Source organism: Saccharothrix deserti (assembly GCF_009769385.1).
GTDB lineage: Bacteria > Actinomycetota > Actinomycetes > Mycobacteriales > Pseudonocardiaceae > Actinosynnema > Actinosynnema deserti.
The window spans coordinates 411,136-437,554 of record NZ_ML775960.1 but is presented as its reverse complement, the minus strand read 5'-3'; the positions used below and the strand labels follow the sequence as shown (position 1 = coordinate 437,554).

Here is a 26,419-nt window from a genome sequence, read left to right as displayed (position 1 = left end):
TAGGAGTCGTACCGCGCTTGTCACCGGCTCCGCCCCCGGAAGGGCGGTTTTCCTCCACAGCGGAATGCCGCGCGGGTACGGCAAAGAAGGATATCAGGGCAGCTCACCGCACCGTGAATCGAGCCCTCCCGTCGCCGACCACGACCTCGTAACCGCCCTTCGCCACCTCCGGCGTGCCCGAGCCGTCCATGTCGCCCGAGGTCACCGCGAGGCGCTTCACGTCGAACGCCACCTCGACGGTCCGCTCCTCGCCCGCCTTCAACGCCACGCGCGTGAACCCGACCAGGCGCTGCTGCGGCGTCAACACCTTGCTCACCGGCTGGTGCACGTACACCGGCACGACGAGCGTCCCGTCCCGCGCACCGGTGTTGGCCACGGTCACCGACACCTTCACCTGCTCGTCCCGCCGCACCTGCGCGGACTTCACCGTCGGCGTCGACGTGGTGAACGTGGTGTACGACAGGCCGTGCCCGAACGCGAACGCCGGGTCGTACCCCGATCCCGGAGCCGCGTTCGCGCCGCGCACCTGGTCGTACGAGAACGGCTGGTCACCGACCTCCTTCGGCCACGACACCGGCAGCTTCCCGCTCGGGTTCACCGTGCCGAACAGCACGTCGGCGATCGCGCTCCCGCCCTCGGAGCCCGGCAGCCAGCCCGCGACCAGCGCGGGAGCGTCGGCCACCGTGCCGAGCACCTGCGGGCGGCCGGTCAGCAGCACCACCACGACCGGCTTGCCGGTGGCCCGCACCGCGTCCACCAGACCCTGCTGCTCGGCGGTCAACGCGGGCGACTCGGTGTCCGCCTCGCCCTCCGCGCCGGGGTCCTCGCCGAGCACCACGACCACCGCGTCGGCATCACCGGCCTGCGCGACCGCGTCGGCCCGAGTCGGAGCGCTGACCACGTTCGTCGACGGCGCGGCGGCCCGGATGCCCTGCAGCACCGTCACCGTCGGCGGCAGCGGGGACGAGTCGGGCACGCCCTGCCAGCCGACCGTCCAGCCGCCGAGCTGCCTGGTCACGGAGTCGGCCGCGTCACCGGTCACCACGAGCTTGCCCGCGCCGGTCGACAGGGGCAGGACACCGCCGTCGTTGCGCAGCAGCACCGCGCTCTCCGCCGCCGCTTGACGGGCCAGCGGGCGGTCGGCGCCGTTCACGATCGCGTCGGCCCGCTCCGGGTCGACGAACGGCTTCTCGAACAGACCGAGGTCGAACTTCAGCTTCAGGATGCGCCGCACGGCCTGGTCGATCCGCTTGCCGCTGATCGCGCCGCCGCGCACACCGGCCAGCAGCCCGGCGGTGAACTCCGCGGCGTTCGACGGCTCCATCGCCATGTCCACCCCGGCGTTGACGGCCATCGCGATGGCCTCCTGGTAGTCCGCCGCCACGTGGTAGCGGTCCACCAGGTACCGGATGTCCTCCCAGTCGGTGACCGCCACGCCGCGGAACCCCATCCGGTCGCGCAACTGCGTGGTCAGCAGGTACTTCGACGCGTGCGCGGGCACACCGTTCACCGCGCCCGAATTGATCATCACGGTGCCGACGCCGGCGTCGAACTGCGGCTGGAACGCGGGCAGCACGGTGTCCTGGAGGTACCGGATCGGCAGTTGGGCGGGCGCGCGGTCGTGGCCGTTGAACGGCTCCGAGTACCCCGCGAAGTGCTTGGCGGTCGCGGTGAGCTTCGCGGTGCCGTCGGTCGGGGAGCTCTGCTGCCCGCGCACGTTCGCCGCCGCCAACGCGCCCGCCAGCACCGGGTCCTCGCTGTAGGTCTCGTAGTAGCGGCCCCACCGGGTGTCGCGCGCGATGTCGGACACCGGCGCGAAGTTCCAGAACACGCCGGTGGCGCGCATGGCCCGCCCGGTCGACGCGCCCAACTGCTCCTGCAACTGCGGGTTCCAGGTCGCGCCGAGGCCGATCTGGTGCGGGAACATGGTGGCGCTGAGCACGTTCGAGTGCCCGTGCACGCCGTCCGCGCCGTAGATCAGCGGAATCCGCAGCCTGCTGTGGTCCAGCGCGTACTTCTGGACGGCGTTGGTCATCTCCGCCCACGCCCGCGGCGTGTTCGGGATCGGCGCGTCACCGCCGCCGGACAGGATCGAGCCGACCTTCGCGTCCGCCAGCACGGTCTTCATGCAGTCCTCGCGCAGCGGACCGGGGTTCCACTCGCAGTTGCCGCGCAGCTTGCCGAGCCGGATTTGCGTCATCTGGCCGACCTTCTCCTCCAGCGTTATGCGCCCGAGGAGGTCGTCGACCCGCCGGTCGACCGGCGCGCGGGCGTCCTGGTAGCCCTGGCCTGCCGGTTCGATGATGCCGCCGGCCTGTGCGCCGGTGGCCAGGAGGGCCAGTGCTGCCAACGCGGCGACGGCGGTGCGCTTGCGGGATCTCGACATCGAGAACCTCCAGGTGGATCGCGGGAACCGGAATCACCCTTCCCGCGTGACCTGGCCCACAACAGAGCTGAACGGCGGATTCTGGGAGCGCTTCCACCCCGTAAGGGATGAAATGCAGTACGCTTGTACTGTTTGATCGGTCGCGTGACCGCCGCACTCGACTGGCCCGGATTCGGCCAGATCTCCCTCGCCGCCCTGTTGTTCCTCTGCCTGGCCGCCACCCTCGCGGGCACGGTCGACGCGGTGGTGGGCGGCGGCGGGTTGATCAACGTGCCCGCGCTGCTGTTGGTCGCGCCCGGCGGCGAGCCGCTGTTCGCGCTGGCCACGAACAAGATCGCGTCGGTGGTCGGCACGTCCGCCGCCCTGCACACGTACGTCCGGCAGACCACGATCGACTGGCCGTCGGCGCTGCCGATGGCGTCGGCGGCGTTCGCCGGGGCGGTGGGTGGTGCGGCGGTCGCGGGTGCGTTGGCCCCCGGTGTGCTCAACGCCGTGGTGCTCGTCGCGCTGGTCGGCGTCGGCCTCTACACGTGGCGCAAACCGGAGCTGGGCGCGGCGGAGACGTCGAAGTTGACCCGCCCGGCGCAGATCGCCGTGATGGCCTCGGGTGGCGCGCTGATCGGCTTCTACGACGGGCTGGCCGGACCGGGCGCCGGCACGTTCCTGGTGTTCCTGCTCGTCGGCGTGGTCGGGTTCGCGTTCCTGCGCGCCTCGGCCACGGCCAAGCTGGTCAACGTCTCGATGAACCTGGGCGCTCTGCTGTACTTCATCCCGGCCGGAAAGGTGTTGTGGGGCTTGGGTCTGGTGCTCGCGCTCTGCAACGTGACCGGCGCGGTGTTCGGGGCGCGGATGGCGGTGCGGCGCGGATCGGCGTTCGTGCGCCGGGTGTTCCTCACCGTCGTGGTGGCGCTGGTGGTCGGTCTGGGGTGGAAGGCGGCGATTGGATGAGCCTGAATGTCGCCCCCAACGGGTCGCCGACCGTGGTGAACCGGCCGAACCGCGACTCGACCACGTCGCCGACCGTGACGCCGCCCAGTTCGCGCACCCGCTCGACCGCCGCGTCGGCGTCGGACACCGCGAAGTAGGTCATCCAGTGCGGCGGGATCTCGGCGGGGATCTCGTTGGCCATCCCGAACACGCCGGCCACCGCGCGGCCGTTCACCTGGAGCTGCGTGTACGGGAAGTCCGGCAACGGGTCCAGGCCCACGCCGAACACCTGCCGGTAGAACTCCGCCGCGCCGAACTGGTCCCGCGTGGCCAACTCGTTCCACACCACCGAACCGGGCTCGTTCACCACGTACGCGCCGATGTGCGTGCCCGCCTCCCACAGCCCGAACACCGCACCGAACGGGTCCACCGCGATCGCGCCGCGCCCCGGTCCGCCGGTGTCGAACTCGGGCACGAGCACCTTGCCGCCGTTGGCGTTCAGCACTTCCAGGGACTCGTCGAGGTCGTCGGTGGCCAGGTACGTCGTCCACACCACGGGGAACGTCACGTCCGCCGGCATCTCGCCGAACCCGGCCACGGGCAGCCCGCGCACCAATGCCATCGTGTAGTGCCCGGTCTCGGGCCCGCCGATCTCGAAGTCCCAGCCGAACAGGCCGCCGTAGAAGTCCATGGTGGCCTGGCGGTCGGTGGTCATCATGTCCACCCACGCCGGCGTTCCGGGTGCGTACGGGGAGTTCAGCTCGCTCACCCCGTCAACGTTCGCACCGGCCGGCCCGCTCCGCGAGTTGATCAAACACCGGGTCGATCGAATGCCGGGTCGATCGACCGCCGAACGCCGCCGGCGCGGTGATCCGCACCGACGGCGTTCGGCTAGGAGTCGGGTTCGCCGCCCGCACCGCTCTTGCGGGGCCGACCGCGCCTGGGTTGGTCGGCGGCCCCGGAGGGCAGCCGACCGGCTTCGGCGAGCGCGCGGCGCAGCAGGAACTCGATCTGCGCGTTCGTGCTGCGCAGCTCGTCGTTCGCCCACCTCGTCAGCGCGTCGTGCACCGCCGGGTCGAGGCGCAGCAGGACGCTCTTGCGCTCGGCCACGTCAGGTGTACAACGACCCGGCGTTGACCACGGGCTGGGTGGATCGGTCGCCGCACAGCACGACCAGCAGGTTCGACACCATCGCCGCCTTGCGCTCCTCGTCCAGTTCCACCACGTCCTCCTCGGCGAGCCTGGCCAGCGCGAGCTGGACCATGCCGACCGCGCCCTCCACGATCCGCGTCCGCGCCGCGACGACCGCACCCGCCTGCTGGCGTTGCAGCATCGCCTGCGCGATCTCCGGAGAGTAGGCCAGGTGCGTGAGCCGTGATTCGATCACCTTCACACCGGCCGCCTGCACCCGTGCCGCGATCTCCAGCGACAGCGTCTCGGTGATCTCGTCCGCGTTCTCCCGCAGCGACAGCCCGGTCTCGTCGTGGTTGTCGTACGGGTAGCTGGTGGCGATGTGCCGCACCGCGGTCTCGGTCTGGATGCCGACGAACCGCACGAAGTCGTCCACCTCGAACATCGCCCGCGCGGTGTCGTCCACCTGCCACACCACCACGGCGGCGATCTCGATCGGGTTGCCGTCCGCGTCGTTGACCTTGAGCGTGGCGGTCTCGTGGTTGCGGATCCGGGTGGAGACCTTGACCCGCGTGCTGAACGGGTTCGCCCAGCGCAGGCCGTCCTGGCGGACCGTGCCGATGTAGCGGCCGAGGAACTGCAGCACCCGCGCCTCGCCCGGCGCCACGGTGAACAGCCCCCGCATCGCGATGCCGCCGCCGGTGAGCACCAGCACGCCGGTGATCACCACCGGCACGTTGGGGCCCTCGTCCGGCGCCACGCCCACGACCACCAGCAGCGCGCCGATCGCGATCACCAGCAGCCCGATGAGGAACGCCAGGATCCCCGGCACGGCGTTGGCTTCCTTCTCCCGCACCGCGGGAGCGGGCATCCGCGCCGCCACGTCCGTCGTCGTCGCGTCCATGTTCCACCCCTTGATGTCATATCGCTTGCTTAGCAAAGTGATATCACTTTTTCGGCCGGAGGGGCAACTCGCACCCGATACGAGGACTGAAGTTGTCCGCAATGGGTTCTACCGTGGGTGCATGACCCCGGTACTGACCCGTCGCGCCCTCGGTCGAGCCACCCTGGCCCGCCAGTTCCTGCTGAGCCGCACGGACCGGACCGTGCCGGAGGTCGTCACGCACCTGGTCGGACTGCAGGCCCAGACCCCGCACACCTGGTACACGGGCCTGTGGTCGCGCATCGCCGGGTTCACCCCCGACCAGGCCGCCGACCTGCTGGTGGACCGCGCGCTCGTGCGCATCGCGGTGATGCGTTCCACGATCCACCTGGTCACCGCCGAGGACGCCCTGAAGCTGCGTCCGCTGGTCCAGCCCGTGCTCGAACGGGACCTGTTCCGCAACTCCACCCACGGCCGCGACATGCGGGGTCTGGACGTGGACGCCGTGGTGGCCGCCGGCCGTGTGCTGCTGGCCGAGAAGCCGCGCACCAACAAGGAGTTGGGCACCCTGCTGCACGAGCAGTGGCCGGACCGCGAGCCCGCCGCGCTGGCCTACGCGATCCGCTGCCTGGTGCCGTTGGTGCAGGTGCCGCCGCGTGGCGTGTGGGGTCGCAGCGGCGCCATCGCGCACACGAGTGTGGAGACGTGGCTGGGCGCCTCCCCAATGGACAAGTTCTCTGTAGATGAGCCGTCGGTGGACGACATGGTGCTGCGGTACCTGGCCGCGTTCGGTCCGGCGACGGTGAAGGACGTCCAGACCTGGTCCGGCCTGACCAGGCTGCGCGAGGTGGTCGAACGGCTGCCCCTGCTGCGGCTGCGCGACGAGGACGGCCAGGAGCTGTTCGACCTGCCCGACGCGCCCAGGCCGGCCGAGGACGTGCCCGCGCCGGCGCGGTTCCTCTACGACTTCGACAACATCCTGCTCTCGCACGCCGACCGACGCCGGGTCGTCACCGATGACGTGCGCGCGCGGAACTACGACCCGCACGGCCCGGTGCCGCAGTTCTTCCTGGTCGACGGCCTCACGGCGGGCGACTGGAAACTGCACCGCACCAAGGAGGTCGCCACGCTGGAGCTGCGACCGTTCCACCGCTTGTCCACAATGGACGAGGTGGAACGCGAAGGTGAGCGGCTGCTGGCGTTCCTCGCGCCGGACGTGCCGAAGCACGAGATCCGGACAACCTCGCCAACGCTGTCGCGTCCCTGGAACATGGGGACGATCACCGTGCGCACGCCGCGCCAAGACGACATGACGCAGCTCGTCGACGTGTACGTGAAGGCCCGGCGGAGCTACTACGACGGACACCTGCCCGAGTCGGAGCTGGCCGAGTGGGAGCGGTCGGCGCGGGCGGGCGGCTACGACTTCGAGAAGCCGGGCCGGGTGTGGCTGTGCGCCGAACTGGACCGCGAGTTCGCCGGGTTCGCGCTGGTCACGCCGGACGGCGAGCTGTTGCAGCTCCAGGTCGACCCGGCGCGTTGGGGCAACGGCGTCGGCCTCGCGCTGCACGCCGCCGCCATGGACACCCTGCGCGACCACGGCGTCACCACCGCGCACCTCGAAGTGTTCAAGGAGAACCACCGCGCGCGGCGCTTCTACACCGACCGGGGCTGGCGTGAGGTCGCCCGAAACGACGACCACGTGCGAATGGCGCTGGGCCTCGACGTGTGATCGCCTTGACGGCGTGGAGATCCTGAGCAGCCGAATCCTCGTCCGCTCCCGCGACCCGGAGCGCGCCCGGACGTTCTACCGGGACGTGCTGGGCCTGGCCGTGTACCGCGAGTTCCCCGGCGGCACGGTGTTCTTCCTCGGCCAGGGGTTCCTGGAGGTCTCCGGGAGCACGACCGAGGACCCCACCGGCGGCACGCAGCTGTGGCTGCAGGTGCGCGACCTGGCCGAAGCCGCCGGGGAGCTCTCCGAGCACGTCGTCCGGCCCGCCCGGCGCGAGCCGTGGGGCCTGGACGAGATGTGGATCGCCGACCCGGACGGCCGGCGGATCGTGCTGGTCGAGATCCCCGCCGACCACCCGCTACGCCGGGACGTCCGCGAGTAGCTGCACCGCCGGCCCCACCACGCCGCCGTACTGGTGCAACGACGTGCGCACCCCGGTGAACCCCGCCGCCTCGGCCTCCCGCATCAGGTCGTACTCGGAGACGTCCAGCACCCGCCGGTGCACCGACACCACCAGCCGACCGCCCGGCCGCAGCACCCGGAACAGCTCGTGGAACGCGGCCGGCCGGTTGCCCCACAGCTGGAGGTTGTTCACCGAGATCACCACGTCGACCGAGTCCTCGGGCTGCCCGGTCCGCGTCGCCGCGCCCTCGCGCAACTCGACCCGACCGGACACGATCAGCTCCGCGCACCGCTGGCGCGCCTCGTCCAGCATGACCTGCGACGGGTCGACGCCGATCGCCTTGAGCGCACGTTCACCGGCCAGCTTGAGCCCCACGCCCGGACCGGGGCCGAGCACCAGCACGACCTCCTCGGGCGTCGGCGCGGCCACCTCGATGACGTGTTCCTCCACCTTCGCGTTGACCACGGCCATCACCCGGCCACCCAGCTCGCCGACCTTGCCGCGCGGGTGGCCGAACGCCGCGTCGAGGGCCTTCATCAGGTTGTTCGCCATGTGTCCAGGGTCGCGACAGTGCACTCCGAACGCATCCGGGATCGCCCCGAGATGGTTCGGGGGCGCGTTCCGGGATGTTTCCGGGATGTTTCCGTCCTGGACTTCCCGGCGTCCGGGTAGTGCGTTCGGGGCATTTGCACAGTCAAGATGTTGCACATGACGCACATCCGAGCACGCACGTCAGGACTGCGCCGAACGCCGGCCCGCGCCGTCGCACGCCTCGGTGAGCTGTTCGACGGCTATCTGGAGCCGACCCGGCCGCACGCCGACGCCTACGACGAGATGTTCGAAGAGGACTCTTCGGTCCGCTCCGCGTACCGGACGCTGTACGAGTCGATCGCGCCGTCCAGGGTGGCCGACCTGACCGCGCGTGCCGAGGCGCTGGACCGGGCGTTCGTGGACCAGGGCATCACGTTCTCGCTGTCCGGCCAGGAGCGGCCGTTCCCGCTGGACCTGATCCCGAGGGTGCTCACCGCGTCGGAGTGGTCGAAGCTGGAACGCGGCATCGTCCAGCGGGTCCGGGCGCTGGAGATGTTCCTGGCCGACATCTACGGCGACGCCCAGATCGTGCGCGACGGCGTGCTGCCGCGCCGGCTGATCACCTCGTGCGAGCACTTCCACCGCGAGGCCGCGCTGATCAACCCGCCCAACGGCGTGCGCATCCACGTCGCGGGCGTCGACCTCGTGCGTGACGAGGTGGGCACGTTCCGCGTCCTGGAGGACAACCTGCGCTGCCCGTCCGGTGTGTCGTACGTGATGGAGAACCGGCGCACGATGGCGCGGGTGTTCCCGGACCTGTTCGCCCGGCACCGGGTGCGGTCCGTCGGCGACTACGCCGTGCACCTGCTGCGCGCGCTCCGCAACGCCGCCGCGCCCAACGCGGCCGACCCGAACGTCGTCGTGCTCACGCCCGGCGTGGCCAACTCGGCGTACTTCGAGCACTCGCTGCTGGCCAGGCAGATGGGCGTGGAGCTGGTCGAGGGCCGTGACCTGTTCTGCCGCGACAACCTCGTCTACCTGCGCACCACCGAGGGCGAACGGCAGGTCGACGTCATCTACCGGCGCATCGACGACGACTTCCTCGACCCGGTGCACTTCCGCCCGGACTCGGTGCTCGGCGTGGCCGGGCTGCTCAACGCGGCCCGCGCGGGCAACGTCGTCATCGCCAACGCGGTCGGCAACGGCCTGGCCGACGACAAGCTCGTCTACACGTACATGCCCGAGATCGTGCAGTACTACCTCGGCGAGAAGCCCCTGCTGCCCAACGTGGACACGTTCCGCTGCTGGCTGCCCGAGGAATGCGCGCACGTGCTCGACCACCTGGACGAACTGGTGGTCAAGCCGGTGGAGGGCTCCGGCGGCTACGGCATCGTGTTCGGCCCGCAGGCCTCCGTGCGCGAGCTGAACGGGCTGCGCCGGACCATCAAGGCCAACCCGCGCGGCTGGATCGCGCAGCCCGTCGTGCAGCTGTCCACCGTGCCGACCAAGGTCGGCGACCGGCTCGCGCCCCGGCACGTCGACCTGCGTCCGTTCGCGGTCAACGACGGCAACTCGATCTTCGTCCTGCCCGGCGGCCTGACCAGGGTCGCGCTGCCCGAGGGCAGCCTGGTCGTCAACTCCTCGCAGGGCGGCGGCTCGAAGGACACGTGGGTGCTCGCGCCCCGGTCGTCCACGGTGGACCGGGAGCTGGCCGAACCGGGCCTGAAGATGGCCGCGGTGGAATCGCCCGCCGCCGAGCAGGGACCGGAGCTGACCACGTCCCAACAGCAACAACAGCAGCAACAACAGTCAGGGAAGGGGGCGTGATGCTGGCTCGCAACGCGGAGTCCCTGTACTGGATCGGCCGGTACGTCGAACGCGCCGACGACACGGCGCGCATCCTGGACGTCTCGGTGCACCAACTGCTGGAGGACGCCACCGTCGACCCGGACGCCACCAGCCGCCAACTGCTCGCCGTGCTCGGCATCGACGCACCGAAGGACGCGTCGTTCGACGTGTGGTCGCTCACCGAACTGGTCGCGTACGCGTCCGATCACGCAGGGTCGATCGTCGCGTCGATCAACAGCGCCCGCGAGAACACGCGCGGTGCGCGCGAGGTCGTCTCCACCGAGATGTGGGAATGCCTCAACGCGATGTACAACGCGGTGGAGGAACGGCAGGCGTACGCCCGCGCCATGGGGCCGCACGCGTTCTTCGCGTTCGTGGAGGAGCGGGCGGCGATGTTCGCCGGGCTCGCGGACTCCACCATGAGCCGCGACGACGGCTGGCGGTTCCTGGTGCTCGGCCGGTCGGTCGAGCGGGTCGACATGATCGTGCGGCTGCTGCTGTCCCGCGTGGGCGACAAGGCGTCGTCGCCGGGCTGGGTGACCGTGCTCCGGTCGGCCGGCGCGCACGACACGTACCTGCGCACGTACCGGGGCGCGATGGACGCCTCGCGGGTGGTGCAGTTCCTGCTGCTCGACCGGCTGTTCCCGCGTTCGGTGTTCCACGCGCTCCGCCAGGCCGAAGCCTGTCTGGAACAGCTCGACCACCAGCCGCACGTGCGCGTCGGCGCACGGGCCGAGGCGCTGCGGCTGCTCGGCCGGGCGCGCAGCGACCTGGAGTTCCTGCGCCCGCACGACCTGCTGGACGACCTGCCACGTCGGCTCAAGGCGTTGCAGGGCACCGTGCGCGACGTCGGCGAGGCGGTGTCCCAGCAGTACTTCCACACCGCGCCCTGGGTCGCCTGGACGAACGCCGAGGTGATCTGACATGTCGTGGCGGGTGCGGATCGTGCACACCACCGGGTACCGGTACGAGCTGCCGGTGACCCAGTCCTACAACGAGGCGCGGATGACCCCGCGCGCCGACCGGCGGCAGAACGTGGTGGTCAGCCGGGTCGAGACGACGCCCGCGACCCGTGCCTATCGGTACACCGACTACTGGGGCACCGAGGTCACGTCGTTCGACCTGCACGCGCCGCACGTGGAGCTGAAGGTCGTGGCGTCGTCCGTGGTGGAGACCGGCGCGGAGGAGGAGCCGGTGCGCACCGCCTCCTGGACCGACCTGCGCGCGGACGCGCTGCTCGACCGGTACACCGAGTTCCTCGACTGGACGGGGTACGTGCCGCGGGACCGCGAGCTGGCAGCCGTGGCGCGCGGGCTCAAGCGGGGACTGGGACCGGCGGACGCGGTGCTGGCCGCGTCGAACTGGGTGCACGAGCAGTTGACCTACCAGTCCGGCACCACCGGCGTGCACAGCTCGGCCACCGACGCGTGGCAGGCCCGTGAGGGCGTCTGCCAGGACTTCGCGCACGTCACGCTGGTGCTGCTGCGCGCGATGGGCATCCCGGCCCGGTACGTGTCCGGGTACCTGCACACCAAGCCGAACGGCGCCATCCGGGAGACCGTGCGCGGCGAGAGCCACGCGTGGATCGAGGCGTGGACCGGCGGCTGGTGGGGGTACGACCCGACCAACGGCATCCCGGTCGGGCCGAGGCACATCTGGGTCGCGCACGGCCGTGACTACGCCGACGTCGCGCCGTTGAAGGGCATCTACTCGGGCGGCGCGTCGTCGGCGCTGGACGTCACGGTGGAGGTGACCAGGCTCGCCTAGTCCGTCGGCTACCTGAAGCCCTCCAGGAGTGCTTACCGGACGAGTCCGGTAAGCACTCCTGGAGGGCCGCCTCTCAGCGCCAGCCCATCCGCCGCAGCGCGTCCACGACCAGCGAGAACCGCTCCGGCTCCAGCACCGAGCCCTCACGCCGGATGTCGTCCTCGTCCAGCTCGAACACCCGGTCCAACCGCAGGTAGGAGCGCCGGCCGTCGCGGTCCCAGCGGCCCGAGCCCAGGTCGAGGCTGTCGTCCTCCTCGTGCCGGTCGGGCGTCTTGCTGGTCAGCATCAGGGCGAGCAGGGCCCGCCGGTGGCGGCCGACGACCAGCAGCGGCCGGTCCTTGCCGCGGCTCGCGTCCTCCTCGAAGGGCACCCAGGCCCACACCACCTCGCCCGGATCGGCCAGGCCGTCCAGGTCGGGGGAGTACTCCAGGGTGGCCGCCACCGCGGCCGTGTGGACCTCTCGCACCGCGCCCCTGACCGGGCGGGCGTCCTCACCGTTCGCGTACACGGCGGGCAGCTTATGGCCTCGGTCACGCCCACGTGGAACGCCACGGCGGCGTGACGTGAGATGCTGTGTCTAGTTGAAATGGGCCCCGTCCCTGTCCAGTTGAAATAGGCCCCCGTCCTTCCTGTGCGAGGAACCTGAGTGACCACGTTCGCCGACCAGACGTTCACGCCTCCGGAGCTGATCCGGAACTTCTGCATCATCGCGCACATCGACCACGGCAAGTCGACCCTGGCCGACCGCATGTTGCAGCTCACCGGCGTCGTCGAGGAGCGGGCGATGCGCGCTCAGTACCTCGACCGCATGGACATCGAGCGCGAACGCGGCATCACGATCAAGGCGCAGAACGTGCGGTTGCCGTGGCAGGTCGACGGCCAGGACCACGTGCTGCACATGATCGACACCCCCGGCCACGTCGACTTCACCTACGAGGTCTCGCGGGCGCTGGAGGCGTGCGAGGGCACCGTGCTGCTGGTCGACGCCGCGCAGGGCATCGAGGCGCAGACGCTCGCCAACCTGTACCTGGCGATGGAGAACGACCTCACCATCATCCCGGTGCTGAACAAGATCGACCTGCCCGCCGCGGACCCGGACAAGTACGCCAAGGAGCTCGCGCACATCGTCGGCTGCGAGCCCGAAGAGGTGCTGCGCGTCTCGGCCAAGACCGGCCTCGGCGTCGGCGCGCTGCTGGACGAGGTCGTCAAGCGCGTGCCCGCACCGGTCGGCGACGCGGACGCGCCGCCCCGCGCGATGATCTTCGACTCGGTGTACGACACCTACCGCGGCGTGGTCACCTACATCCGCGTGGTGGACGGCAAGATCACCCCGCGCCAGCGCATCCGGATGATGTCCACCAACGCGACCCACGAGCTGCTGGAAGTCGGCATCATCTCGCCCGAGCCGAAGGTCAGCGCCGGCCTGGGCGTCGGCGAGGTGGGCTACCTCATCACCGGCGTGAAGGACGTGCGCCAGTCCAAGGTCGGCGACACGGTGACGGCCGAGAAGCACGGCGCCACCCAGCCGCTGGCCGGGTACCGCGAGCCGCGCCCGATGGTCTACTCCGGCCTCTACCCGGTGGACGGCTCGGACTACCCGATCCTGCGCGAGGCGTTGGAGAAGCTCCAGCTCAACGACGCCGCGCTGACGTTCGAGCCGGAGACGTCGGCCGCCCTGGGCTTCGGCTTCCGCTGCGGCTTCCTCGGCCTGCTGCACCTGGAGATCACCCGCGACCGGCTGGAACGCGAGTTCGGCCTGGACCTCATCTCCACCGCGCCCAACGTGGTGTACCGGGTGGTCATGGAGGACGGCACCGTGCACGTCGTGACGAACCCGTCCGACTGGCCGGACGGCAAGCGCGCCGAGGTGTACGAGCCGATCACCAAGTGCACCATCATCGCGCCCAGCGACTACATCGGCGCGATCATGGAGCTGTGCCAGTCCAAGCGCGGCCAGCTGGGCGGCATGGACTACCTGTCCGAGGACCGCGTCGAGCTGCGCTACACCATGCCGCTCGGTGAGATCATCTTCGACTTCTTCGACGCCCTGAAGTCGCGCACGCGCGGTTACGCGTCGCTGGACTACGAGGAGTCGGGCGAGCAGGACGCCGAGCTGGTGAAGGTCGACATCCTGCTGCAGGGCGAGCCGGTGGACGCGTTCAGCGCGATCGTGCACAAGGACTACGCGTACGCCTACGGCACGAGGATGGCCACGAAGCTGCGCGAGCTGATCCCGCGGCAGCAGTTCGAGGTGCCCATCCAGGCCGCAGTGGGCGCCCGCGTGATCGCCCGCGAGACGATCCGCGCGATGCGCAAGGACGTGCTCGCCAAGTGCTACGGCGGTGACATCACCCGTAAGCGCAAGCTGCTGGAGAAGCAGAAGGAAGGCAAGAAGCGGATGAAGATGGTGGGCCGGGTCGAGGTCCCCCAGGAAGCCTTCGTCGCAGCTCTGTCCACCGACGACTCCGGCAAGGACAAGGGCAAGAAGTAGGACCACCGGCCAAATCCGCGCCGACCGGCACATCTTCGGGTGACCGGTCGGCGCGGATCGCTGTTTCCTCGGGTTCTCTCCGCCATGGTTGGCGCACCAACCGGAAGGAGGGGACCACGATGATCCTTGATGACGGCCGTCGTTACGAACTCATCGACGGGGATGCTGCACGTCAGCCCGGTGCCTGGCCTTCGGCATCAGATGGCCGTCATGATGCTCATCGTCCTCTTGCACGCCGAATGCCCCGACACACTGCACGCGCTTCCGGGTCCGCTCGCGGTGCGGCCGTCCGAGTCGACCGAGGTGCAGCCTGACTTCCTGGTGGCCCGCGTCGAGGATTTCACCGAGGAGTTGCTGCCGGTCGCACCGCTGTTGGCGGTCGAGGTGTTGTCGCCGGAAACAGAGCTGTACGACCTCACCCTCAAGAAGGCGATGTATGAGCGCATCGGGGTTCGCAGCTACTGGGTGGTCGATCCAGGCGAGGATCCGTTCGACGCGACCCTGCCGTACCCGGTGCGGATCGTGCCCGCCGAACTGCTCGACACCCTGTGTGAAAGGCCCCGGGGATGACGAAAGGGCCCTCAGGACGCCCCTGTCCTGAAGGCCCTCGAAAGGGTGCGGCGGCTCAGCTGTAGTTGCGGAGCATGCCGTTCACGGCGTGGCGGCGGAGGATCGCTTCGATCTCTCGCGCCTCGTGGGTGGAGTGGCGAGCGAGGATCGCTTCCATGTCCATCCGAGCGCTCGGGGTGTTGTAGTCGGCCAGCTCGCGGTTGAGGTCCGCTTCCCGCTTGCGGATCTGCCGCCGGGTGGCGAGGTACGTGCGAACGGTCTTCAGAGGGTTGGTCATGTCGCCTTTCGGTGGTCTCTCTGTATCGGTTCACCTACTATGATGCCGCACGTCAGAGGCTTGTGCCGCCAAATGAGGCGTGATCTCCCTCGCAACTGTTACGACCGCGTCAGCGCCCGACCGGGGCACCCCGCCGCAGACGTCGGCCGGGTAACGGCGAGGCGAACCCGACCTCACCGCCCGAGGATGTCCAGCGCCCGCGCGTACTTCGCCCGCAGCCGGTCCTGGGTGGCGACGTCGAGCAGTGCCAGCCGGGGCGGCGACATGTTGTCGGCGATGTCCGCCCGCTTCACCTCCACCGCGACCGGGTCGGCCCGCACCCGCGCGAGGTAGTCCTCCTGCGCCTCGCCGTCCCGGTGGCTCAACGCGAGCACGGTCGCCACCACCTCCGGCGGGCACCCGGCGGCCAGCAGGTCGTCACCCGTGACGGAAGTGTCCTCGACCACGTCGTGCAGCACGGCCGCCATGCGCGCGTGCTCACCGGACACCCGGCCCATCACCCGCAGCGGGTGGCCGATGTAGGGCTTGCCGGACTTGTCGACCTGCCCGTCGTGGGCCGCACGTGCGATCCGGATCGCGTCATCAACGGTGAACGTCATCCGCCCATGGTCACACCTCTTGACAAGCCACAGTGGTCTAGTCCATTTTTCGAGTGGCCCACGTCACCCGTGCTGGGCTTGGCCGCCGAGGACAACGTGGAGGTGGACGTGGTTCCGAGGACGAGACGAGCATTAGGCGCGGCGCTGGCGGGCCTGCTGGCGATCGCGGGCCTGACCCTGGTGGTCGCGGGCAGCGCGTCGGCCGCCAACCTGGTGGTCAACCCCGGTTTCGAGGGCGGCACCAGCGGGTGGACGTGCACCGCCGCGGCGACCGCGGTGACCACGCCCAAGCGCAGCGGCACGCACGCCATGGCGGGCACTCCCGCCGGTCAGGACAACGCCCGCTGCTCGCAGACGATCGCCGTGCAGGCCAACACCGCGTACAAGCTGTCCGCCTGGGTGCAGGGCAGTTACGTGTACCTCGGCGTGACGGGCACCGGCAGCGGCGACAAGAGCACCTGGACGCCGGGCTCGACGGGCTTCAGCCAACTCGCCGTCGACTTCACCACCGGCGCGACCGGCAGCGTCACGATCTACGTGCACGGCTGGTACGGCCAGCCGACGTTCTACGTGGACGACGTGAGCCTCGACGGTCCGGGCACCCCGCCGACCAGCACGACCACCACCGGCCGCACGACGACAACCACCACGACAACGACCACGACCGGCAACCCGAACCCGACGCTGCCCAAGCACGCCCTGACCGGCTACTGGCACAACTTCGACAACGGCGCACGGGTGCTCAAGCTCGCCGACGTGCCCACCACCTACGACATCGTCGCCATCGCGTTCGCCGACGCCACCACCACACCCGGCGCGGTCGCGTTCAACCTCGACCCGACGTTGTCGGGCAAGCTCGGCGGCTACACCGACGCCCAGTTCAAGGCCGACGTGCGCACCCTCCAGAACCGCGGCCAGAAGGTGGTCATCTCGGTCGGCGGCGAGAGGGGCACGATCAGCGTCGGCAACTCCACCGCCGCGACCAACTTCGCCAACAGCGTCAAGACCCTGATCGCGAACTACGGGTTCGACGGCGTGGACATCGACCTGGAGAACGGCGTCAACGCCACGTACATGGCGCAGGCGCTGCGGGCCATCCACGCGGGTGGCGGCCGGGTCATCGCGATGGCGCCGCAGACCATCGACATGCAGTCCACCGGCCAGGAGTACTTCAAGCTGGCGTTGGCGGTGAAGGACATCCTCACCGTGGTCAACACGCAGTACTACAACTCCGGCTCGATGTTGGGCTGCGACCAGAAGGTCTACGCCCAGGGCACGGTGGACTTCCTCGTCGCGCTGGCCTGCATCCAACTCCGGAACGGCCTGCGACCGGACCAGGTCGGCCTCGGTCTGCCCGCCTCGCCGTCCGGTGCCGGCGGCGGCTACCAGTCGCCCGCCAACGTCAACGCGGCGCTGAACTGCCTGGCCAGGGGCACGAACTGCGGTTCGTTCAAGCCCGCGCAGACGTGGCCGGGCATCCGCGGCGCGATGACGTGGTCGATCAACTGGGACGCCTCCAACAACTGGCAGTTCGCCAACACGGTGGCCCCGCACCTGGACACGCTGCCGTAGGGCGGCGGAAGCCGTCCCTCCCGCCGCGCCGTGGGAGGGACGGCCCTACCGCTGAACCGATCCGCCGCTAACCGATCGCTGCTAACCGATCCGCTGCGTGCCGGACAGGACCGTGACCGTCTTCGCCAACGCGGCGGCCGAGTTCGGATCGGTCCGCTCGGCGAGGAAGTACCAGTTCATCCGCACGTGCTCGCGCCGCACGTCCAGCACGGTGTAGCCGTGCGAGTCCAGCTCCACCCACTTCAGGTGCCGGTTGAGCCCGACCAGCGCGGCCTCCAGCGCCAACGACGTGGTCCGCGGCGGCGAGCCGGTGAGCTCGTCGATGTTGTCCGAGGTGACCGACGGGACGACCAGCTCGGTGGCGACGACCTCCGTCAACGGGTACAGCGCCTCGTCCACCGGCACCTCGAACGCCCACGAGCTGTGCACGTCACCGGTGAGGAAGACGGTGTCGCGCACGTCGTGCTCGGCCAGCAGCCTGATCAGCGCGTCGCGGTCGTGCGGGTAGCCGTCCCACTGGTCGTTGTTGATCGTCGTCCCGACGAGTTGGGTCACCGCCGCCGCCTGCGGCACCTGCGGGACGAGCAGCGGCGAGAAGATCACCGGGTTGCCGATCAGCTTCCACTGCGCGTCGGTGTTCAGCAGGCCGTCGCGCAGGAACGCCATCTGCTCCGGCCCGGTGAGGGTGCGGCCGGGGTCGTCAACCTGACCCGGGTCGACCTGTCGGCTGCGGTAGGAGCGCAGGTCGAGCATGGTCAGCTCGGCGAGCGTGCCGAAGCGGAGGCGGCGGTAGACGCGGTCGCCGTCGAGGCGCACGGGCATCCACTCGTGGTAGGCGCGCATCGCGGCGGCACGGCGTTGCGCCCACGTGCCCTCGGTGGTCTCGTCGTGGCTGGGGGAGCCGTCGGACCAGGCGTTGTCCGCCCACTCGTGGTCGTCCCAGGTGATGATCCACGGGTAGGTGGCGTGCAGGCGTTGGAGATCCGGGTCGGTCTTGTACTGGGCGTGGCGGATCCGGTAGTCGGTCAGCGACACCACCTCACCGGGCGGTTGGTGGGTGCGGAACTGCGTGCCGATGTAGTCCTCGTACAGGTAGTCGCCGAGGTGGACGACGGCGTCGAGGTCGCCGCGTTCGGCGAGGTGCCGGTAGGCGGCGAAGTGGCCCGCGACCCAGCTGGAGCACGAGACGACGCCGAACCGCAGCTGGTCGACGTCGGCGTGGTGCGCGGGAGCGGTGCGGGTGCGGCCGATGGGGGAGTGCCGACCGTCGAACGTGAAGCGGTAGAAGTACCAGCAGCCGGGGCGCAGCCCGCCGACGTCCAGCTTGACCGTGTGGTCGCGATCGGGACCGGTGGTCACGCCACCCCGCCGCACGACCTGGCGGAACTGCGCGTCCTTGGCCACCTCGTAGGTGATCGCGACGGTCGGGCCGACGCCGGAACCCGGTGCGCTGTCCTCGGTGGGCGTGACGCGGGTCCACAGCACGACCCGGTCCGGTAACGGGTCGCCGGACGCGACGCCGTGCCGGAAGTGCGAGGTCGAGGCTTCCGCGGTCGAGGCTTCGGCGGACAGGGCGGGCGCCAGCAAGGCGACGCCGGCGAACGCGCCGAGGCGCAGCGCGTCCCGCCGCGGGTGGGTGTGGGGCATATCTGTGCAACGGTGCGGGTGCCGCCGGAGTTGCCGGCTGTCCCGCCGGGCGGGCGCGTGATCGGCGGGTCGGTCTGAGCTGTTCGGCGGTGTCGCGGGTTAGGCTCGGTCATGCTCGACCGACTCGAAGTGCCCGTCATCGCCGCGCCGATGGCCGGTGGGGCGTCCACACCCGAACTCGTGGCCGAGGTCGGCCGGGCCGGCGGCCTCGGATTCCTGGCCGCCGGCTACCTCTCCGTCGAGGCGGTCGCCGACCAGATCACCGCCACGACGGCGCTCACCGACCGGCCGTTCGGCGTCAACCTCTTCGTGCCGGGTCCCCGTTCCACGGCCGACCTCTCCCGCTACCGCGACCGGATCAGGGCGCAGTCGCCGACCGAGCCGGGCGAACCGCGGTGGGACGACGACTCCTACGCGGCCAAGCTGGAACTGGTCATGGCGATGCGCGTCCCGGTCGTCTCCTTCACCTTCGGGCTGCCCGATCCGCAGGACGTGCACCGCCTGCACGCGGCCGGCTCCACGGTCGTCGTCACGGTCACGACACCGCAGGAAGCCGCGCAGGCGGCCCAGGTCGGCGCCGACGCGCTGTGCGTGCAGGGCAGCGACGCGGGCGGGCACCGCGGCACGTTCGCCGACGACGGCGTCTCGCCCGGTGGTGGCGAGCTGTTCGGCGTACTGGCCGCGATCCGCCTGGTCCGCGCCCGGGTGGACCTGCCGCTGATCGCCGCCGGCGGTCTGGTGCACGGCGCGGACGTCGCCGCCGTCATCACCGCGGGGGCGGTCGCGGCGCAGCTCGGCACCGCGTTCCTGCCCACACCGGAGGCGGGCACGTCCGCCGCGCACCGCCAAGCCCTCGCCGAAGGCACCCGCCGCACCGCGTTGACCAGGGCGTTCAGCGGACGTCCGGCGCGCGGCCTGGTGAACCGGTTCCTGGTCGAGAACCAGGAGCAGGCGCCCGCCGCGTACCCGGAGGTGCACCACCTGACCAAACCTGTGCGCGCGACCGGCGACCCGGAGCTGATGTCGTTGTGGGCCGGGCAGACCTACGCGCTGGTCCGACCGGCCCCGGCCGCCGAGATCGTGGCCAGGCTGCTTTCCGAGGCGCGCCAAGCCCTTTCCGTCGCGATCACGCGCATTCCGCCGGAGTAGTGCCACAGAATGGCTCCGTGACCACCGCGCGTGAGCTCGCCGACGAGTTGTTGACCCTGGTGCTGGACGCCGATCCCGTCACGGCGACCCTGCGCGGCATCCCCGGCTGGGACGACCGGCTGCCGGACGTGAGCACCGACGGTGGACGCGCGTTGCGCGCCCGTGCCGAGGACATAGCGCGGCGTGCGGACAGCGGGGACGACGACCCGGTGACGCGGGCGGTGGTCGCGCACGAGGCGTGGAGCCTGGTGCGCCACCTCGACGCGAACCTGGTCGAGCACACCCACTCCGACGGGCTGGCCGGACCGGTGGTCACGCTGCTCGGCGCGCTGCCGCTGGTCCGCCCCGGCGACGACCGGGCGTGCCGGGCCTACCTGACCCGGCTGGCGTCGTTACCCGACTACCTGGATGTCCTCACCGGACGGCAGCGCGACTCCGCCCGCCGACCGCTGAGACACCTGGTGGAAGCCGCGATCGCCCGGATCGACCGCTACCTGGCCGAGAACGACGACCCGCTGTGCACGCCGCTGCGGGACACCCCGTTCGCCAACGTCTGCGCTCAGCTGCTGAACGAGACCGTGCACCCCGCCTTCGCCCGCTACCGCGATTTCCTGCGCACCGAGATGGTCGGCCGGGGTCGCGGTGACGACCAGCCGGGCCTGTGCTGGCTGCCCGACGGCGACCTGATCTACGCGGACCTGGTCCGCGTGTGCACGACGACCGGCCACACACCCGAGGAGCTGCACCGGATCGGCTTGAACCTCATCGAGGAACTGGACCGGGAGTACGAGGAGATCGGCGGGCGAGTGTTCGGCCCGACCACGGCCGCCGGCGTGCGCGCCCGGCTGCTCGCCGACCCGGCACTGCGCTGGGCGAACGCCGACGACATGGTGGTGCTGGCCAAGGATTCCATCGCCCGTGCCGAACAGGTCGCGGGCGACTGGTTCGGCACCGTCCCGGAGGCGAGGTGCGCGGTCGAGGCGGTGCCGGAGTCGGAGGCCCCGAACGCGCCGCTGGCCTACTACATGGACCCGGCGCTGGACGGCTCCCGTCCCGGCACCTACTTCGTCAACACCCACCAGGCCGAGCTGCGCGAGCGGTTCAGCGCCGAGTCCACCGCGTTCCACGAGGGCGTGCCGGGGCACCACTTCCAGACCGCGTTCGCCCAACAGCTCGACGACCTGCCGCTGCTGCGCCGGTTCGCGTCCATCGAGGCCTACCTGGAGGGGTGGGCGCTCTACACCGAGCGGTTGGCCGACGAGATGGGCCTGTACAGCGACGACGTGGCGCGGCTCGGCATGCTCGCGGGCGACTCGCTGCGCGCCGCGCGCCTGGTGGTCGACACCGGTCTGCACGCGTTGCGCTGGACCAGGCAGCAGGCTGTCGACTACTTGCGCGCCAACGCGGTCATGCCGGACGTCGACATCTTCGCCGAGGTCGACCGGTACATCGAGGTCCCCGCGCAGGCGCTGTCCTACATGGTGGGGCGGCTGGAGATCCAGCGCCTGCGCGGTGAGGTCGAGCGGAGGCTGGGCGACCGCTTCGACATCAAGGCCTTCCACGACCTCGTGCTGTGCGGCGGACCGCTGCCGATGGCCGTGCTCGCCGACGTGGTCGACGACTGGTGCGACTCAGTCCTCGACGTCGGCCGATGAGCTGCGCGCCGGGTTGTTGAGCACGGACCTCCGCCTGCTGTAGGCGAAGTAGACGACCAGGCCGATGCCGAACCAGACGGCGAAGCGGAGCCACGTCTCCGGCGCCAGGAACGTGATCAGCCAGAGCGAGAACACCACGCCGACGATCGGCACGACCGGCATACCCGGCGTCTTGAACGTGCGCGGCAGGTCGGGCTGCTTGTACCGCAGCACGATCACCGCGATGCAGACGACCACGAACGCCAGCAGGATGCCGATGTTGGTCAGCTCGGCGGCCTCGGCGATCGGCAGGAAACCGGCGATGACGGCGGACGCGATGCCGAGCACCCACGTGATCCGCGTCGGCACGTGCTTGACCGGGTGCGCCTTGGCGAACCACTTCGGCAGCAGGCCGTCACGCGACATCGAGTAGCCGACCCGGGTCGCGCCCATGAGGAACGTGAACAGCACGGTCGTGATGCCGAGCACCGCGCCGACGGAGATGATGATGCCCAACGCGGGCAGGCCGACGTCCGCGAACGCCGAGGCGAACGCGCTCTCCGCGTCGACGTCGGTGTAGTTGACCATGCCGGTCAGCACGAGGCAGGCCAGCACGTACAGCACCATCGAGATGGCCAGCGAGTAGATGATCGCCTTCGGCATGTGCTTCTGGGAGTCCTTGGACTCCTCGGCGGCCGTGCTCATCGCGTCGTAGCCGAACACCGCGAAGAACACCGTGGCCGCACCGGTCAGCGCACCGGACAGTCCGAACGGGAAGAACGGGTTGTAGTTGCCGGTGTTGATGTGGAACGCGCCGACCACGATCACCAGCAGCACCACGGCGACCTTCAGGTACACCAGGGTCGTCTCGAACCGGGCCGCGTTCTTCATGCCCATGTTGAGCACGAACGCGATGAGCAGGCACAGCAGCACGGCGAACAGGTTGACCTTGTAGCTGCCCGCCGCGACGTCACCGCCCTCCGTGCCGGGCGCGCCGAGCATCCACACCGGCAGGTCGAGGCCGAGCAGGTTCAGCAACTCGTTGAAGTAGCCGCTGATGCCGATCGCCACCACCGCCACGATCGCGGTGTACTCCAGCAGCAGGTCCCAGCCGATGAACCAGCCGACGATCTCGCCGAGCACGGCGTAGCCGTAGGTGTAGGCGGAGCCCGCCTTGGGGATCAGGCCCGCGAACTCCGCGTAGGAGAACGCCGCGGCGGCGCTGGCGATGCCCGCGACGAGGAACGAGATGAGCACGGCGGGGCCGGCGGTCTTGTTGGCCACCGCGCCCGCCAGGGAGAAGATGCCCGCGCCGATGATGCCGCCGATGCCGATGGCGGTGAGCTGCCACAGGCCCAAAGTGCGCGTCAGAGCCGTTTTCTCGTCACTGATCTGCTCGATCGGCTTGCGGCGGAACACCCCGCTGCCTCGGCCGAATCCTTCCTGCACCGTCATTCGCCCAGCTCCCTCGGTGTTGGTTGCGGCGAACCGTACGCCGGTCAACTGTTATCGGGTTTGTCCGATGACACCACTGGGGGAAGCGCTTTTTGTTCGGATGGACGATTGAGTTGCTGCAGGGTGGTTCAGCCGAGCGTCTCAATTCCTCGCGAGAACGATCTTGCCCGCCGTCTCGCCGTCGAGCATGGCGCGCAGGCCCTCCTCGGCCCGCTCGAACGGCAGCTCCGCGCCGATCTGCGGGCGCAGGCCGTTCAGCTCGCAGAACGCCAGCAGGTCGCCCAGCTCCTCCCGCGTGCCCATGGTCGAGCCGACCACCCGCAGCTGGAGGAAGAACAGCCGCTGCAACTCGGCCGCCGTCGCGTCACCGCTCGTCGCGCCGGAGATCACCACGATCCCGCCCGGCTTGAGCGATTTCATCGAGTGCGACCAGGTGGCCTTGCCGACCGTCTCGAACACCGCGTCCACGCGTTCCGGCAGGCGTGCGCCCGATTCGAACACCTGGTGCGCGCCCAGGCTCTCGGCCAACGCGCGCTTCTCCTCCGTGCGGCCGGTCACCCACACCCGGAAACCCGCCGCGCGGCCCAACTGCACCAACGCCGTCGACACGCCACCGGACGCGCCCTGCACGAGCATCGTCTGACCCGGCCGCAGACCCGACTTCACGAACAGCATCCGGTACGCGGTCAGCCACGCCGTCCCCATGCACGCCGCCTCGGCGAAGCTCAACCCCGTCGGCTTGGGCAGCACGTTGCGCGCCGGGACGACGACGTGGTCGGCGAACGTGCCCTGGTGCTTCTCGGTGAGCAGCGTGCGGCCGGGGTCCAGCGTCTCGTCACCGGACCAGTCCGGGTCGCCGATCACGGAGTGCAGCACGACTTCGGTGCCGTCCTCCAGCACGCCCGCGCCGTCGCAGCCCAGGATCATCGGGAACTTGTCCGGCTTGATCCCCACGCCGCGCAGCGTCCACAGGTCGTGCATGTTCAGGCTCGCCGCTTTCACGGCCACCTTCACCCAGCCCTGCGGAACTTCGGGATCCGGTCGTTCGCCCACGCGCAGGGCGGCGATCGGGTCTTGCGGGCTCGGCTCGGCTGCGTAGACGGCGAACATGCGGGCAACTTAACCAGAGGTAGTACTCCGTGTGCGGTGAAGCGCGTCACGAGGCTAGGCTCGGTGGCGTGGTGGACGCTTTCGAGCAGTGGTGGGACGGGGTCGAGCTGTGGCTGGCGCAGCTGGCGTTCCCGTTCCAGTTCGCGCTGCTCATGGGCGTGCTGCTGCCGTTGAGCCTGGGTGTGGCGCGGCTGATCGACCGGGTCGTGGACAACGCCTCGACCAGGTTCAACCCGGTGCCCAAGGTCCCGCCCGCCGGTGACGAGTCGAAGCCCGAGAAGGTGGACGCGGCCCGTCCTTCGTAGGCTCTGGAACCGTGACTCCCGCTCGGCGGCTCTCCGTCGCACTGCTCGGCCTGATCGCGCTGGTCGTGGTCGGCTACTTCGCCAAAGACATCACCGGCTCCTCGCCGACCTCCGCTCCGCCGTCGTCCGGCTCGGCGGCGTCGGTGGCGGTGCCCGGTGCGGACTCCGGGTTGCCGGTCAAGGCGCTGTCGAGCCTGCCCGAGCAGGTCAAGACCACGTGGGAGCTGATCGGGAAGGGCGGACCGTTCCCGTTCCCGCGCAACGACGGCGTGACGTTCCAGAACCGCGAGAAGCGGCTGCCCGCCAAACCCGGCGACTACTACCGCGAGTACACCGTGCCGACGCCCGGCAGCGACGACCGCGGCGCCCGGCGGATCGTGACCGGGTCGTCCGACGAGGTGTACTACACCGGTGACCACTACGAGTCGTTCGTCGTCGTGGATGTGAGCAAATGACCTACCGACACGTGGTGCGCCGGGGCGCGCACTCCAAGAAGGACGCCATCGGGGCCATCGCGGAGGCGTTGAGCTTCCCGGACTGGTTCGGGCACAACCTGGACGCCCTGTACGACTGCCTGACCGACCTGTCCTGGCTGCCCGCCGGCGAGCACGTGCTGGAGTGGGAGGGCGGGAACGCCGACGTCGAGTCCGTGCTGGCCGACGCGGCAGCCCGCACCGCCGAACTGGGCGACCGCGTCCTCACCGTCGTGTACACCGACTGAGTTATCCCGGCCCGCTCGCGCTGCGAGGATTGCTCACAACCGGGACAGTCCAGCCATGAAACACCCGGTACTGCGCCTGGTCGCCGTCACGGCGCTCGCGCTGGTCTGCGCCGTCCCCGCCCGCGCCGAGGAGTCGGGCTGCGACTACACGGAGCCGTTCACGCCGTTCGACGTGGTCGGCGGGGACAACCCGGTCGTCATGGCGAACAGCCGGGTCGTCGAACTCCGCGCGTCCAACCGCACCCGCTGCGCCTGGGGACGCCTGTCCGAGGGCAAGCCCGGCGAGGAGATCTGGACCGACCGCAAGAACCTCGACGGGTCCGACTACCAGGGGTTCCTCGGCCACACCCGGATCGAGTCCGGCAACGGCGCGCACACCGAGGCGTTCGGCAACGACCGCAGGCTGATGCGGGCGTGCGCCTCGGCGGAGCGTCGCATCGAGTGCACGGGCTGGTTCTAGCCGTTCGTCGCCTGGTCGTCCGTCGGTACCCACGACGGCTTGCGCTTGCCGACGAACGCGGCGATGCCCTCCTGGCCCTCGGGACCGCCGAAGTGCCGGGCGGACAGGGCCAGCATGTCCGCGAACACCTGGCCGAGGTCGTTCGACCGGGGTTCCTGGAGCATCCGCTTGGTGGCGGCGAGCGCGTTCGGCGCGCCCAACGCGAGCATGTCGGTGTAGCGGGTGACCTCGGCGTCCAACTGGTCGGCGGGCACGGCCGAGTTGATCAGGCCGATGGCGACGGCCTTCGGCGCGGCGAACGTCTCGCCGGTCAGGAACAGCTCGTGCGCGGCGCGCGGCAGCAGGCGGGGCAGCACGGTCACCGAGATGACGGCGGGCACGACGCCGATGCGGACCTCGCTGAACGCGAACGTGGCCGTGTCCACCGCGACCGCGATGTCGCACGCCGCGACCATCCCGACACCGCCCGCGCGTGCCGGGCCGGCCAGCCGTGCGACGACCGGCTTCGGGCTGGTCCACAGCTGTTCCAGGATCGCGGGGAACTCGTTGACCCCCTGCTCGTCGGCGCTCGCGCCGCCCGCCTCCTTGAGGTCCATGCCCGAGCAGAACACCGGTCCGGTGTGGCTCAGCACGATCACGCGCACGGCGTCGTCGGCCGTGGCGTCCTTCAGGTGTCCGATCAGCTCGGAGCGCAGCCGTGCGGACAGGGCGTTGCGGTTGTGGGGGGAGTCCAGCGTGATCGTCGCGATGCCACGCCGCACCTCGTAGTGGACCAGCTCGTCTGCCATGTGCCGCACTCTACGATCCCGCGATGGTTGACAGCG

Annotated in this window: 27 protein-coding genes; 15 read left to right on the top strand and 12 right to left on the bottom strand. The window is 70.3% G+C overall.

Annotation, left to right across the window (positions count from 1 at the left end):
* Nucleotides 1–103 precede the first annotated feature (103 nt).
* Nucleotides 104–2,386 carry a glycoside hydrolase family 3 N-terminal domain-containing protein gene (locus FM051_RS04325; RefSeq protein ID WP_158840820.1) on the bottom strand — a complete coding sequence of 761 codons (2,283 nt, stop codon included), beginning with the start codon at nucleotides 2,384–2,386 and terminating at the stop codon, nucleotides 104–106.
* Between the two features lie 144 nt (nucleotides 2,387–2,530).
* On the opposite strand from FM051_RS04325, the gene FM051_RS04320 reads away from it, so the two are divergent.
* Nucleotides 2,531–3,334: a TSUP family transporter gene (locus tag FM051_RS04320; RefSeq protein ID WP_158840818.1), complete on the top strand. Its 804-nt coding sequence runs from the start codon at nucleotides 2,531–2,533 to the stop codon at nucleotides 3,332–3,334.
* Here the strand turns inward: FM051_RS04320 and FM051_RS04315 are convergent.
* The 3 genes from FM051_RS04315 to FM051_RS04305 form a co-directional block, all read right to left on the bottom strand.
* Nucleotides 3,279–4,082, bottom strand: coding sequence for a VOC family protein (locus tag FM051_RS04315; RefSeq protein WP_158840816.1), 804 nt, complete (start codon nucleotides 4,080–4,082; stop codon nucleotides 3,279–3,281). The genes FM051_RS04320 and FM051_RS04315 overlap by 56 nt on opposite strands.
* 122 nt (nucleotides 4,083–4,204) lie before the next feature.
* Entirely contained in the window at nucleotides 4,205–4,423 is a 219-nt protein-coding gene (locus FM051_RS04310) for a type II toxin-antitoxin system antitoxin (protein ID WP_158840814.1), read from the bottom strand.
* Between the two features lies 1 nt (nucleotide 4,424).
* On the bottom strand, nucleotides 4,425–5,348 hold the full coding sequence (locus FM051_RS04305; protein WP_158840812.1) for an SPFH domain-containing protein: 924 nt from the start codon (nucleotides 5,346–5,348) through the stop codon (nucleotides 4,425–4,427).
* A gap of 121 nt (nucleotides 5,349–5,469) precedes the next feature.
* On the opposite strand from FM051_RS04305, the gene FM051_RS04300 reads away from it, so the two are divergent.
* Nucleotides 5,470–7,056: a DNA glycosylase AlkZ-like family protein gene (locus tag FM051_RS04300; protein WP_158840810.1), complete on the top strand. Its 1,587-nt coding sequence runs from the start codon at nucleotides 5,470–5,472 to the stop codon at nucleotides 7,054–7,056.
* A 13-nt stretch (nucleotides 7,057–7,069) separates the two neighbouring features.
* Entirely contained in the window at nucleotides 7,070–7,438 is a 369-nt protein-coding gene (locus FM051_RS04295) for a VOC family protein (protein ID WP_158840808.1), read from the top strand.
* Here the strand turns inward: FM051_RS04295 and FM051_RS04290 are convergent.
* Nucleotides 7,415–8,011 (bottom strand): class I SAM-dependent methyltransferase, encoded by a 597-nt coding sequence (locus tag FM051_RS04290; RefSeq protein WP_158840806.1) that lies wholly within the window; start codon nucleotides 8,009–8,011, stop codon nucleotides 7,415–7,417. The two genes, FM051_RS04295 and FM051_RS04290, sit on opposite strands and share 24 nt — an antisense overlap.
* A gap of 156 nt (nucleotides 8,012–8,167) precedes the next feature.
* On the opposite strand from FM051_RS04290, the gene FM051_RS04285 reads away from it, so the two are divergent.
* From FM051_RS04285 to FM051_RS04275, 3 genes are read left to right on the top strand one after another with little or no spacing between them, the layout of a single operon-like run.
* A complete protein-coding gene (locus tag FM051_RS04285; protein ID WP_238412119.1) occupies nucleotides 8,168–9,817 on the top strand; it encodes a circularly permuted type 2 ATP-grasp protein in 1,650 nt (549 codons plus the stop codon).
* A complete protein-coding gene (locus tag FM051_RS04280) occupies nucleotides 9,817–10,761 on the top strand; it encodes an alpha-E domain-containing protein (protein WP_158840802.1) in 945 nt (314 codons plus the stop codon). The genes FM051_RS04285 and FM051_RS04280 overlap by 1 nt, the downstream gene beginning before the upstream one ends.
* A gap of 1 nt (nucleotide 10,762) precedes the next feature.
* Nucleotides 10,763–11,605 carry a transglutaminase family protein gene (locus FM051_RS04275; RefSeq protein ID WP_158840800.1) on the top strand — a complete coding sequence of 281 codons (843 nt, stop codon included), beginning with the start codon at nucleotides 10,763–10,765 and terminating at the stop codon, nucleotides 11,603–11,605.
* 73 nt (nucleotides 11,606–11,678) lie between these two features.
* On the opposite strand, the gene FM051_RS04270 is transcribed toward FM051_RS04275, so the two are convergent.
* Nucleotides 11,679–12,113 (bottom strand): type II toxin-antitoxin system PemK/MazF family toxin, encoded by a 435-nt coding sequence (locus FM051_RS04270; protein WP_158840798.1) that lies wholly within the window; start codon nucleotides 12,111–12,113, stop codon nucleotides 11,679–11,681.
* Nucleotides 12,114–12,251: 138 nt separating this feature from the next.
* Here FM051_RS04270 and lepA point away from each other — a divergent pair, with 138 nt between their 5' ends.
* Together lepA and FM051_RS04260 are read left to right on the top strand one after the other, a co-directional pair.
* The gene (lepA, locus tag FM051_RS04265; RefSeq protein WP_158840795.1) at nucleotides 12,252–14,096 is read left to right on the top strand and encodes a translation elongation factor 4; all 1,845 of its coding nucleotides are present in this window, start codon (nucleotides 12,252–12,254) and stop codon (nucleotides 14,094–14,096) included.
* Between the two features lie 162 nt (nucleotides 14,097–14,258).
* A complete protein-coding gene (locus FM051_RS04260; protein WP_238412118.1) occupies nucleotides 14,259–14,666 on the top strand; it encodes a Uma2 family endonuclease in 408 nt (135 codons plus the stop codon).
* 55 nt (nucleotides 14,667–14,721) lie between these two features.
* On the opposite strand, the gene FM051_RS04255 is transcribed toward FM051_RS04260, so the two are convergent.
* Both FM051_RS04255 and FM051_RS04250 read right to left on the bottom strand, forming a co-directional pair.
* The gene (locus FM051_RS04255) at nucleotides 14,722–14,943 is read right to left on the bottom strand and encodes a hypothetical protein (RefSeq protein ID WP_158840793.1); all 222 of its coding nucleotides are present in this window, start codon (nucleotides 14,941–14,943) and stop codon (nucleotides 14,722–14,724) included.
* A gap of 173 nt (nucleotides 14,944–15,116) precedes the next feature.
* Nucleotides 15,117–15,542, bottom strand: a complete 426-nt coding sequence (locus tag FM051_RS04250) for an HD domain-containing protein (RefSeq protein WP_158840791.1) — start codon at nucleotides 15,540–15,542, stop codon at nucleotides 15,117–15,119.
* 108 nt (nucleotides 15,543–15,650) lie between these two features.
* Between FM051_RS04250 and FM051_RS04245 the strand changes: the two genes are divergently transcribed.
* On the top strand, nucleotides 15,651–17,114 hold the full coding sequence (locus FM051_RS04245; protein ID WP_162470684.1) for a chitinase: 1,464 nt from the start codon (nucleotides 15,651–15,653) through the stop codon (nucleotides 17,112–17,114).
* A gap of 81 nt (nucleotides 17,115–17,195) precedes the next feature.
* Here FM051_RS04245 and FM051_RS04240 read toward each other — a convergent pair whose 3' ends face one another.
* Complete coding sequence (locus FM051_RS04240) at nucleotides 17,196–18,761, bottom strand: alkaline phosphatase D family protein (protein ID WP_158840787.1); 1,566 nt, start codon at nucleotides 18,759–18,761, stop codon at nucleotides 17,196–17,198.
* Between the two features lie 111 nt (nucleotides 18,762–18,872).
* Between FM051_RS04240 and FM051_RS04235 the strand changes: the two genes are divergently transcribed.
* Both FM051_RS04235 and FM051_RS04230 read left to right on the top strand, forming a co-directional pair.
* Nucleotides 18,873–19,910, top strand: coding sequence for an NAD(P)H-dependent flavin oxidoreductase (locus FM051_RS04235; protein ID WP_158840785.1), 1,038 nt, complete (start codon nucleotides 18,873–18,875; stop codon nucleotides 19,908–19,910).
* Between the two features lie 17 nt (nucleotides 19,911–19,927).
* Nucleotides 19,928–21,565 (top strand): DUF885 domain-containing protein, encoded by a 1,638-nt coding sequence (locus FM051_RS04230; protein WP_158840783.1) that lies wholly within the window; start codon nucleotides 19,928–19,930, stop codon nucleotides 21,563–21,565.
* Here the strand turns inward: FM051_RS04230 and FM051_RS04225 are convergent.
* Entirely contained in the window at nucleotides 21,542–22,999 is a 1,458-nt protein-coding gene (locus FM051_RS04225) for an amino acid permease (protein WP_158840781.1), read from the bottom strand. The two genes, FM051_RS04230 and FM051_RS04225, sit on opposite strands and share 24 nt — an antisense overlap.
* 141 nt (nucleotides 23,000–23,140) lie before the next feature.
* Complete coding sequence (locus tag FM051_RS04220) at nucleotides 23,141–24,109, bottom strand: quinone oxidoreductase family protein (RefSeq protein ID WP_158840779.1); 969 nt, start codon at nucleotides 24,107–24,109, stop codon at nucleotides 23,141–23,143.
* Nucleotides 24,110–24,177: 68 nt separating this feature from the next.
* Here FM051_RS04220 and FM051_RS04215 point away from each other — a divergent pair, with 68 nt between their 5' ends.
* The 4 genes from FM051_RS04215 to FM051_RS04200 are packed head-to-tail and all read left to right on the top strand — an operon-like array spanning nucleotide 24,178 to nucleotide 25,595.
* Nucleotides 24,178–24,414, top strand: a complete 237-nt coding sequence (locus tag FM051_RS04215) for a hypothetical protein (protein ID WP_420803568.1) — start codon at nucleotides 24,178–24,180, stop codon at nucleotides 24,412–24,414.
* A gap of 11 nt (nucleotides 24,415–24,425) precedes the next feature.
* Nucleotides 24,426–24,869, top strand: a complete 444-nt coding sequence (locus FM051_RS04210; protein ID WP_158840777.1) for a guanyl-specific ribonuclease — start codon at nucleotides 24,426–24,428, stop codon at nucleotides 24,867–24,869.
* The gene (locus FM051_RS04205) at nucleotides 24,866–25,135 is read left to right on the top strand and encodes a barstar family protein (protein WP_158840775.1); all 270 of its coding nucleotides are present in this window, start codon (nucleotides 24,866–24,868) and stop codon (nucleotides 25,133–25,135) included. Before FM051_RS04210 ends, FM051_RS04205 begins: the two co-directional genes overlap by 4 nt.
* Before the next feature lie 55 nt (nucleotides 25,136–25,190).
* Nucleotides 25,191–25,595 (top strand): glycosyl hydrolase, encoded by a 405-nt coding sequence (locus tag FM051_RS04200; RefSeq protein WP_158840773.1) that lies wholly within the window; start codon nucleotides 25,191–25,193, stop codon nucleotides 25,593–25,595.
* On the opposite strand, the gene FM051_RS04195 is transcribed toward FM051_RS04200, so the two are convergent.
* Entirely contained in the window at nucleotides 25,592–26,383 is a 792-nt protein-coding gene (locus FM051_RS04195; protein ID WP_158840771.1) for an enoyl-CoA hydratase-related protein, read from the bottom strand. The two genes, FM051_RS04200 and FM051_RS04195, sit on opposite strands and share 4 nt — an antisense overlap.
* Nucleotides 26,384–26,419: the final 36 nt, after the last annotated feature.

What these genes read in the sequence shown, in the direction of transcription:
- FM051_RS04240 (WP_158840787.1), bottom strand. Translation starts at nt 18,761, where the DNA reads ATGCCCCACACCCACCCGCGGCGGGACGCGCTGCGCCTCGGCGCGTTC.
- FM051_RS04205 (WP_158840775.1), top strand. Translation starts at nt 24,866, where the DNA reads ATGACCTACCGACACGTGGTGCGCCGGGGCGCGCACTCCAAGAAGGAC.
- FM051_RS04275 (WP_158840800.1), top strand. Translation starts at nt 10,763, where the DNA reads ATGTCGTGGCGGGTGCGGATCGTGCACACCACCGGGTACCGGTACGAG.
- FM051_RS04250 (WP_158840791.1), bottom strand. Translation starts at nt 15,542, where the DNA reads ATGACGTTCACCGTTGATGACGCGATCCGGATCGCACGTGCGGCCCAC.
- FM051_RS04225 (WP_158840781.1), bottom strand. Translation starts at nt 22,999, where the DNA reads ATGACGGTGCAGGAAGGATTCGGCCGAGGCAGCGGGGTGTTCCGCCGC.
- FM051_RS04300 (WP_158840810.1), top strand. Translation starts at nt 5,470, where the DNA reads ATGACCCCGGTACTGACCCGTCGCGCCCTCGGTCGAGCCACCCTGGCC.
- FM051_RS04285 (WP_238412119.1), top strand. Translation starts at nt 8,168, where the DNA reads ATGACGCACATCCGAGCACGCACGTCAGGACTGCGCCGAACGCCGGCC.
- FM051_RS04325 (WP_158840820.1), bottom strand. Translation starts at nt 2,386, where the DNA reads ATGTCGAGATCCCGCAAGCGCACCGCCGTCGCCGCGTTGGCAGCACTG.
- FM051_RS04290 (WP_158840806.1), bottom strand. Translation starts at nt 8,011, where the DNA reads ATGGCGAACAACCTGATGAAGGCCCTCGACGCGGCGTTCGGCCACCCG.
- FM051_RS04260 (WP_238412118.1), top strand. Translation starts at nt 14,259, where the DNA reads ATGCTGCACGTCAGCCCGGTGCCTGGCCTTCGGCATCAGATGGCCGTC.
- FM051_RS04195 (WP_158840771.1), bottom strand. Translation starts at nt 26,383, where the DNA reads ATGGCAGACGAGCTGGTCCACTACGAGGTGCGGCGTGGCATCGCGACG.
- FM051_RS04255 (WP_158840793.1), bottom strand. Translation starts at nt 14,943, where the DNA reads ATGACCAACCCTCTGAAGACCGTTCGCACGTACCTCGCCACCCGGCGG.
- FM051_RS04235 (WP_158840785.1), top strand. Translation starts at nt 18,873, where the DNA reads ATGCTCGACCGACTCGAAGTGCCCGTCATCGCCGCGCCGATGGCCGGT.
- FM051_RS04220 (WP_158840779.1), bottom strand. Translation starts at nt 24,109, where the DNA reads ATGTTCGCCGTCTACGCAGCCGAGCCGAGCCCGCAAGACCCGATCGCC.
- FM051_RS04280 (WP_158840802.1), top strand. Translation starts at nt 9,817, where the DNA reads ATGCTGGCTCGCAACGCGGAGTCCCTGTACTGGATCGGCCGGTACGTC.
- FM051_RS04305 (WP_158840812.1), bottom strand. Translation starts at nt 5,348, where the DNA reads ATGGACGCGACGACGACGGACGTGGCGGCGCGGATGCCCGCTCCCGCG.
- FM051_RS04200 (WP_158840773.1), top strand. Translation starts at nt 25,191, where the DNA reads ATGAAACACCCGGTACTGCGCCTGGTCGCCGTCACGGCGCTCGCGCTG.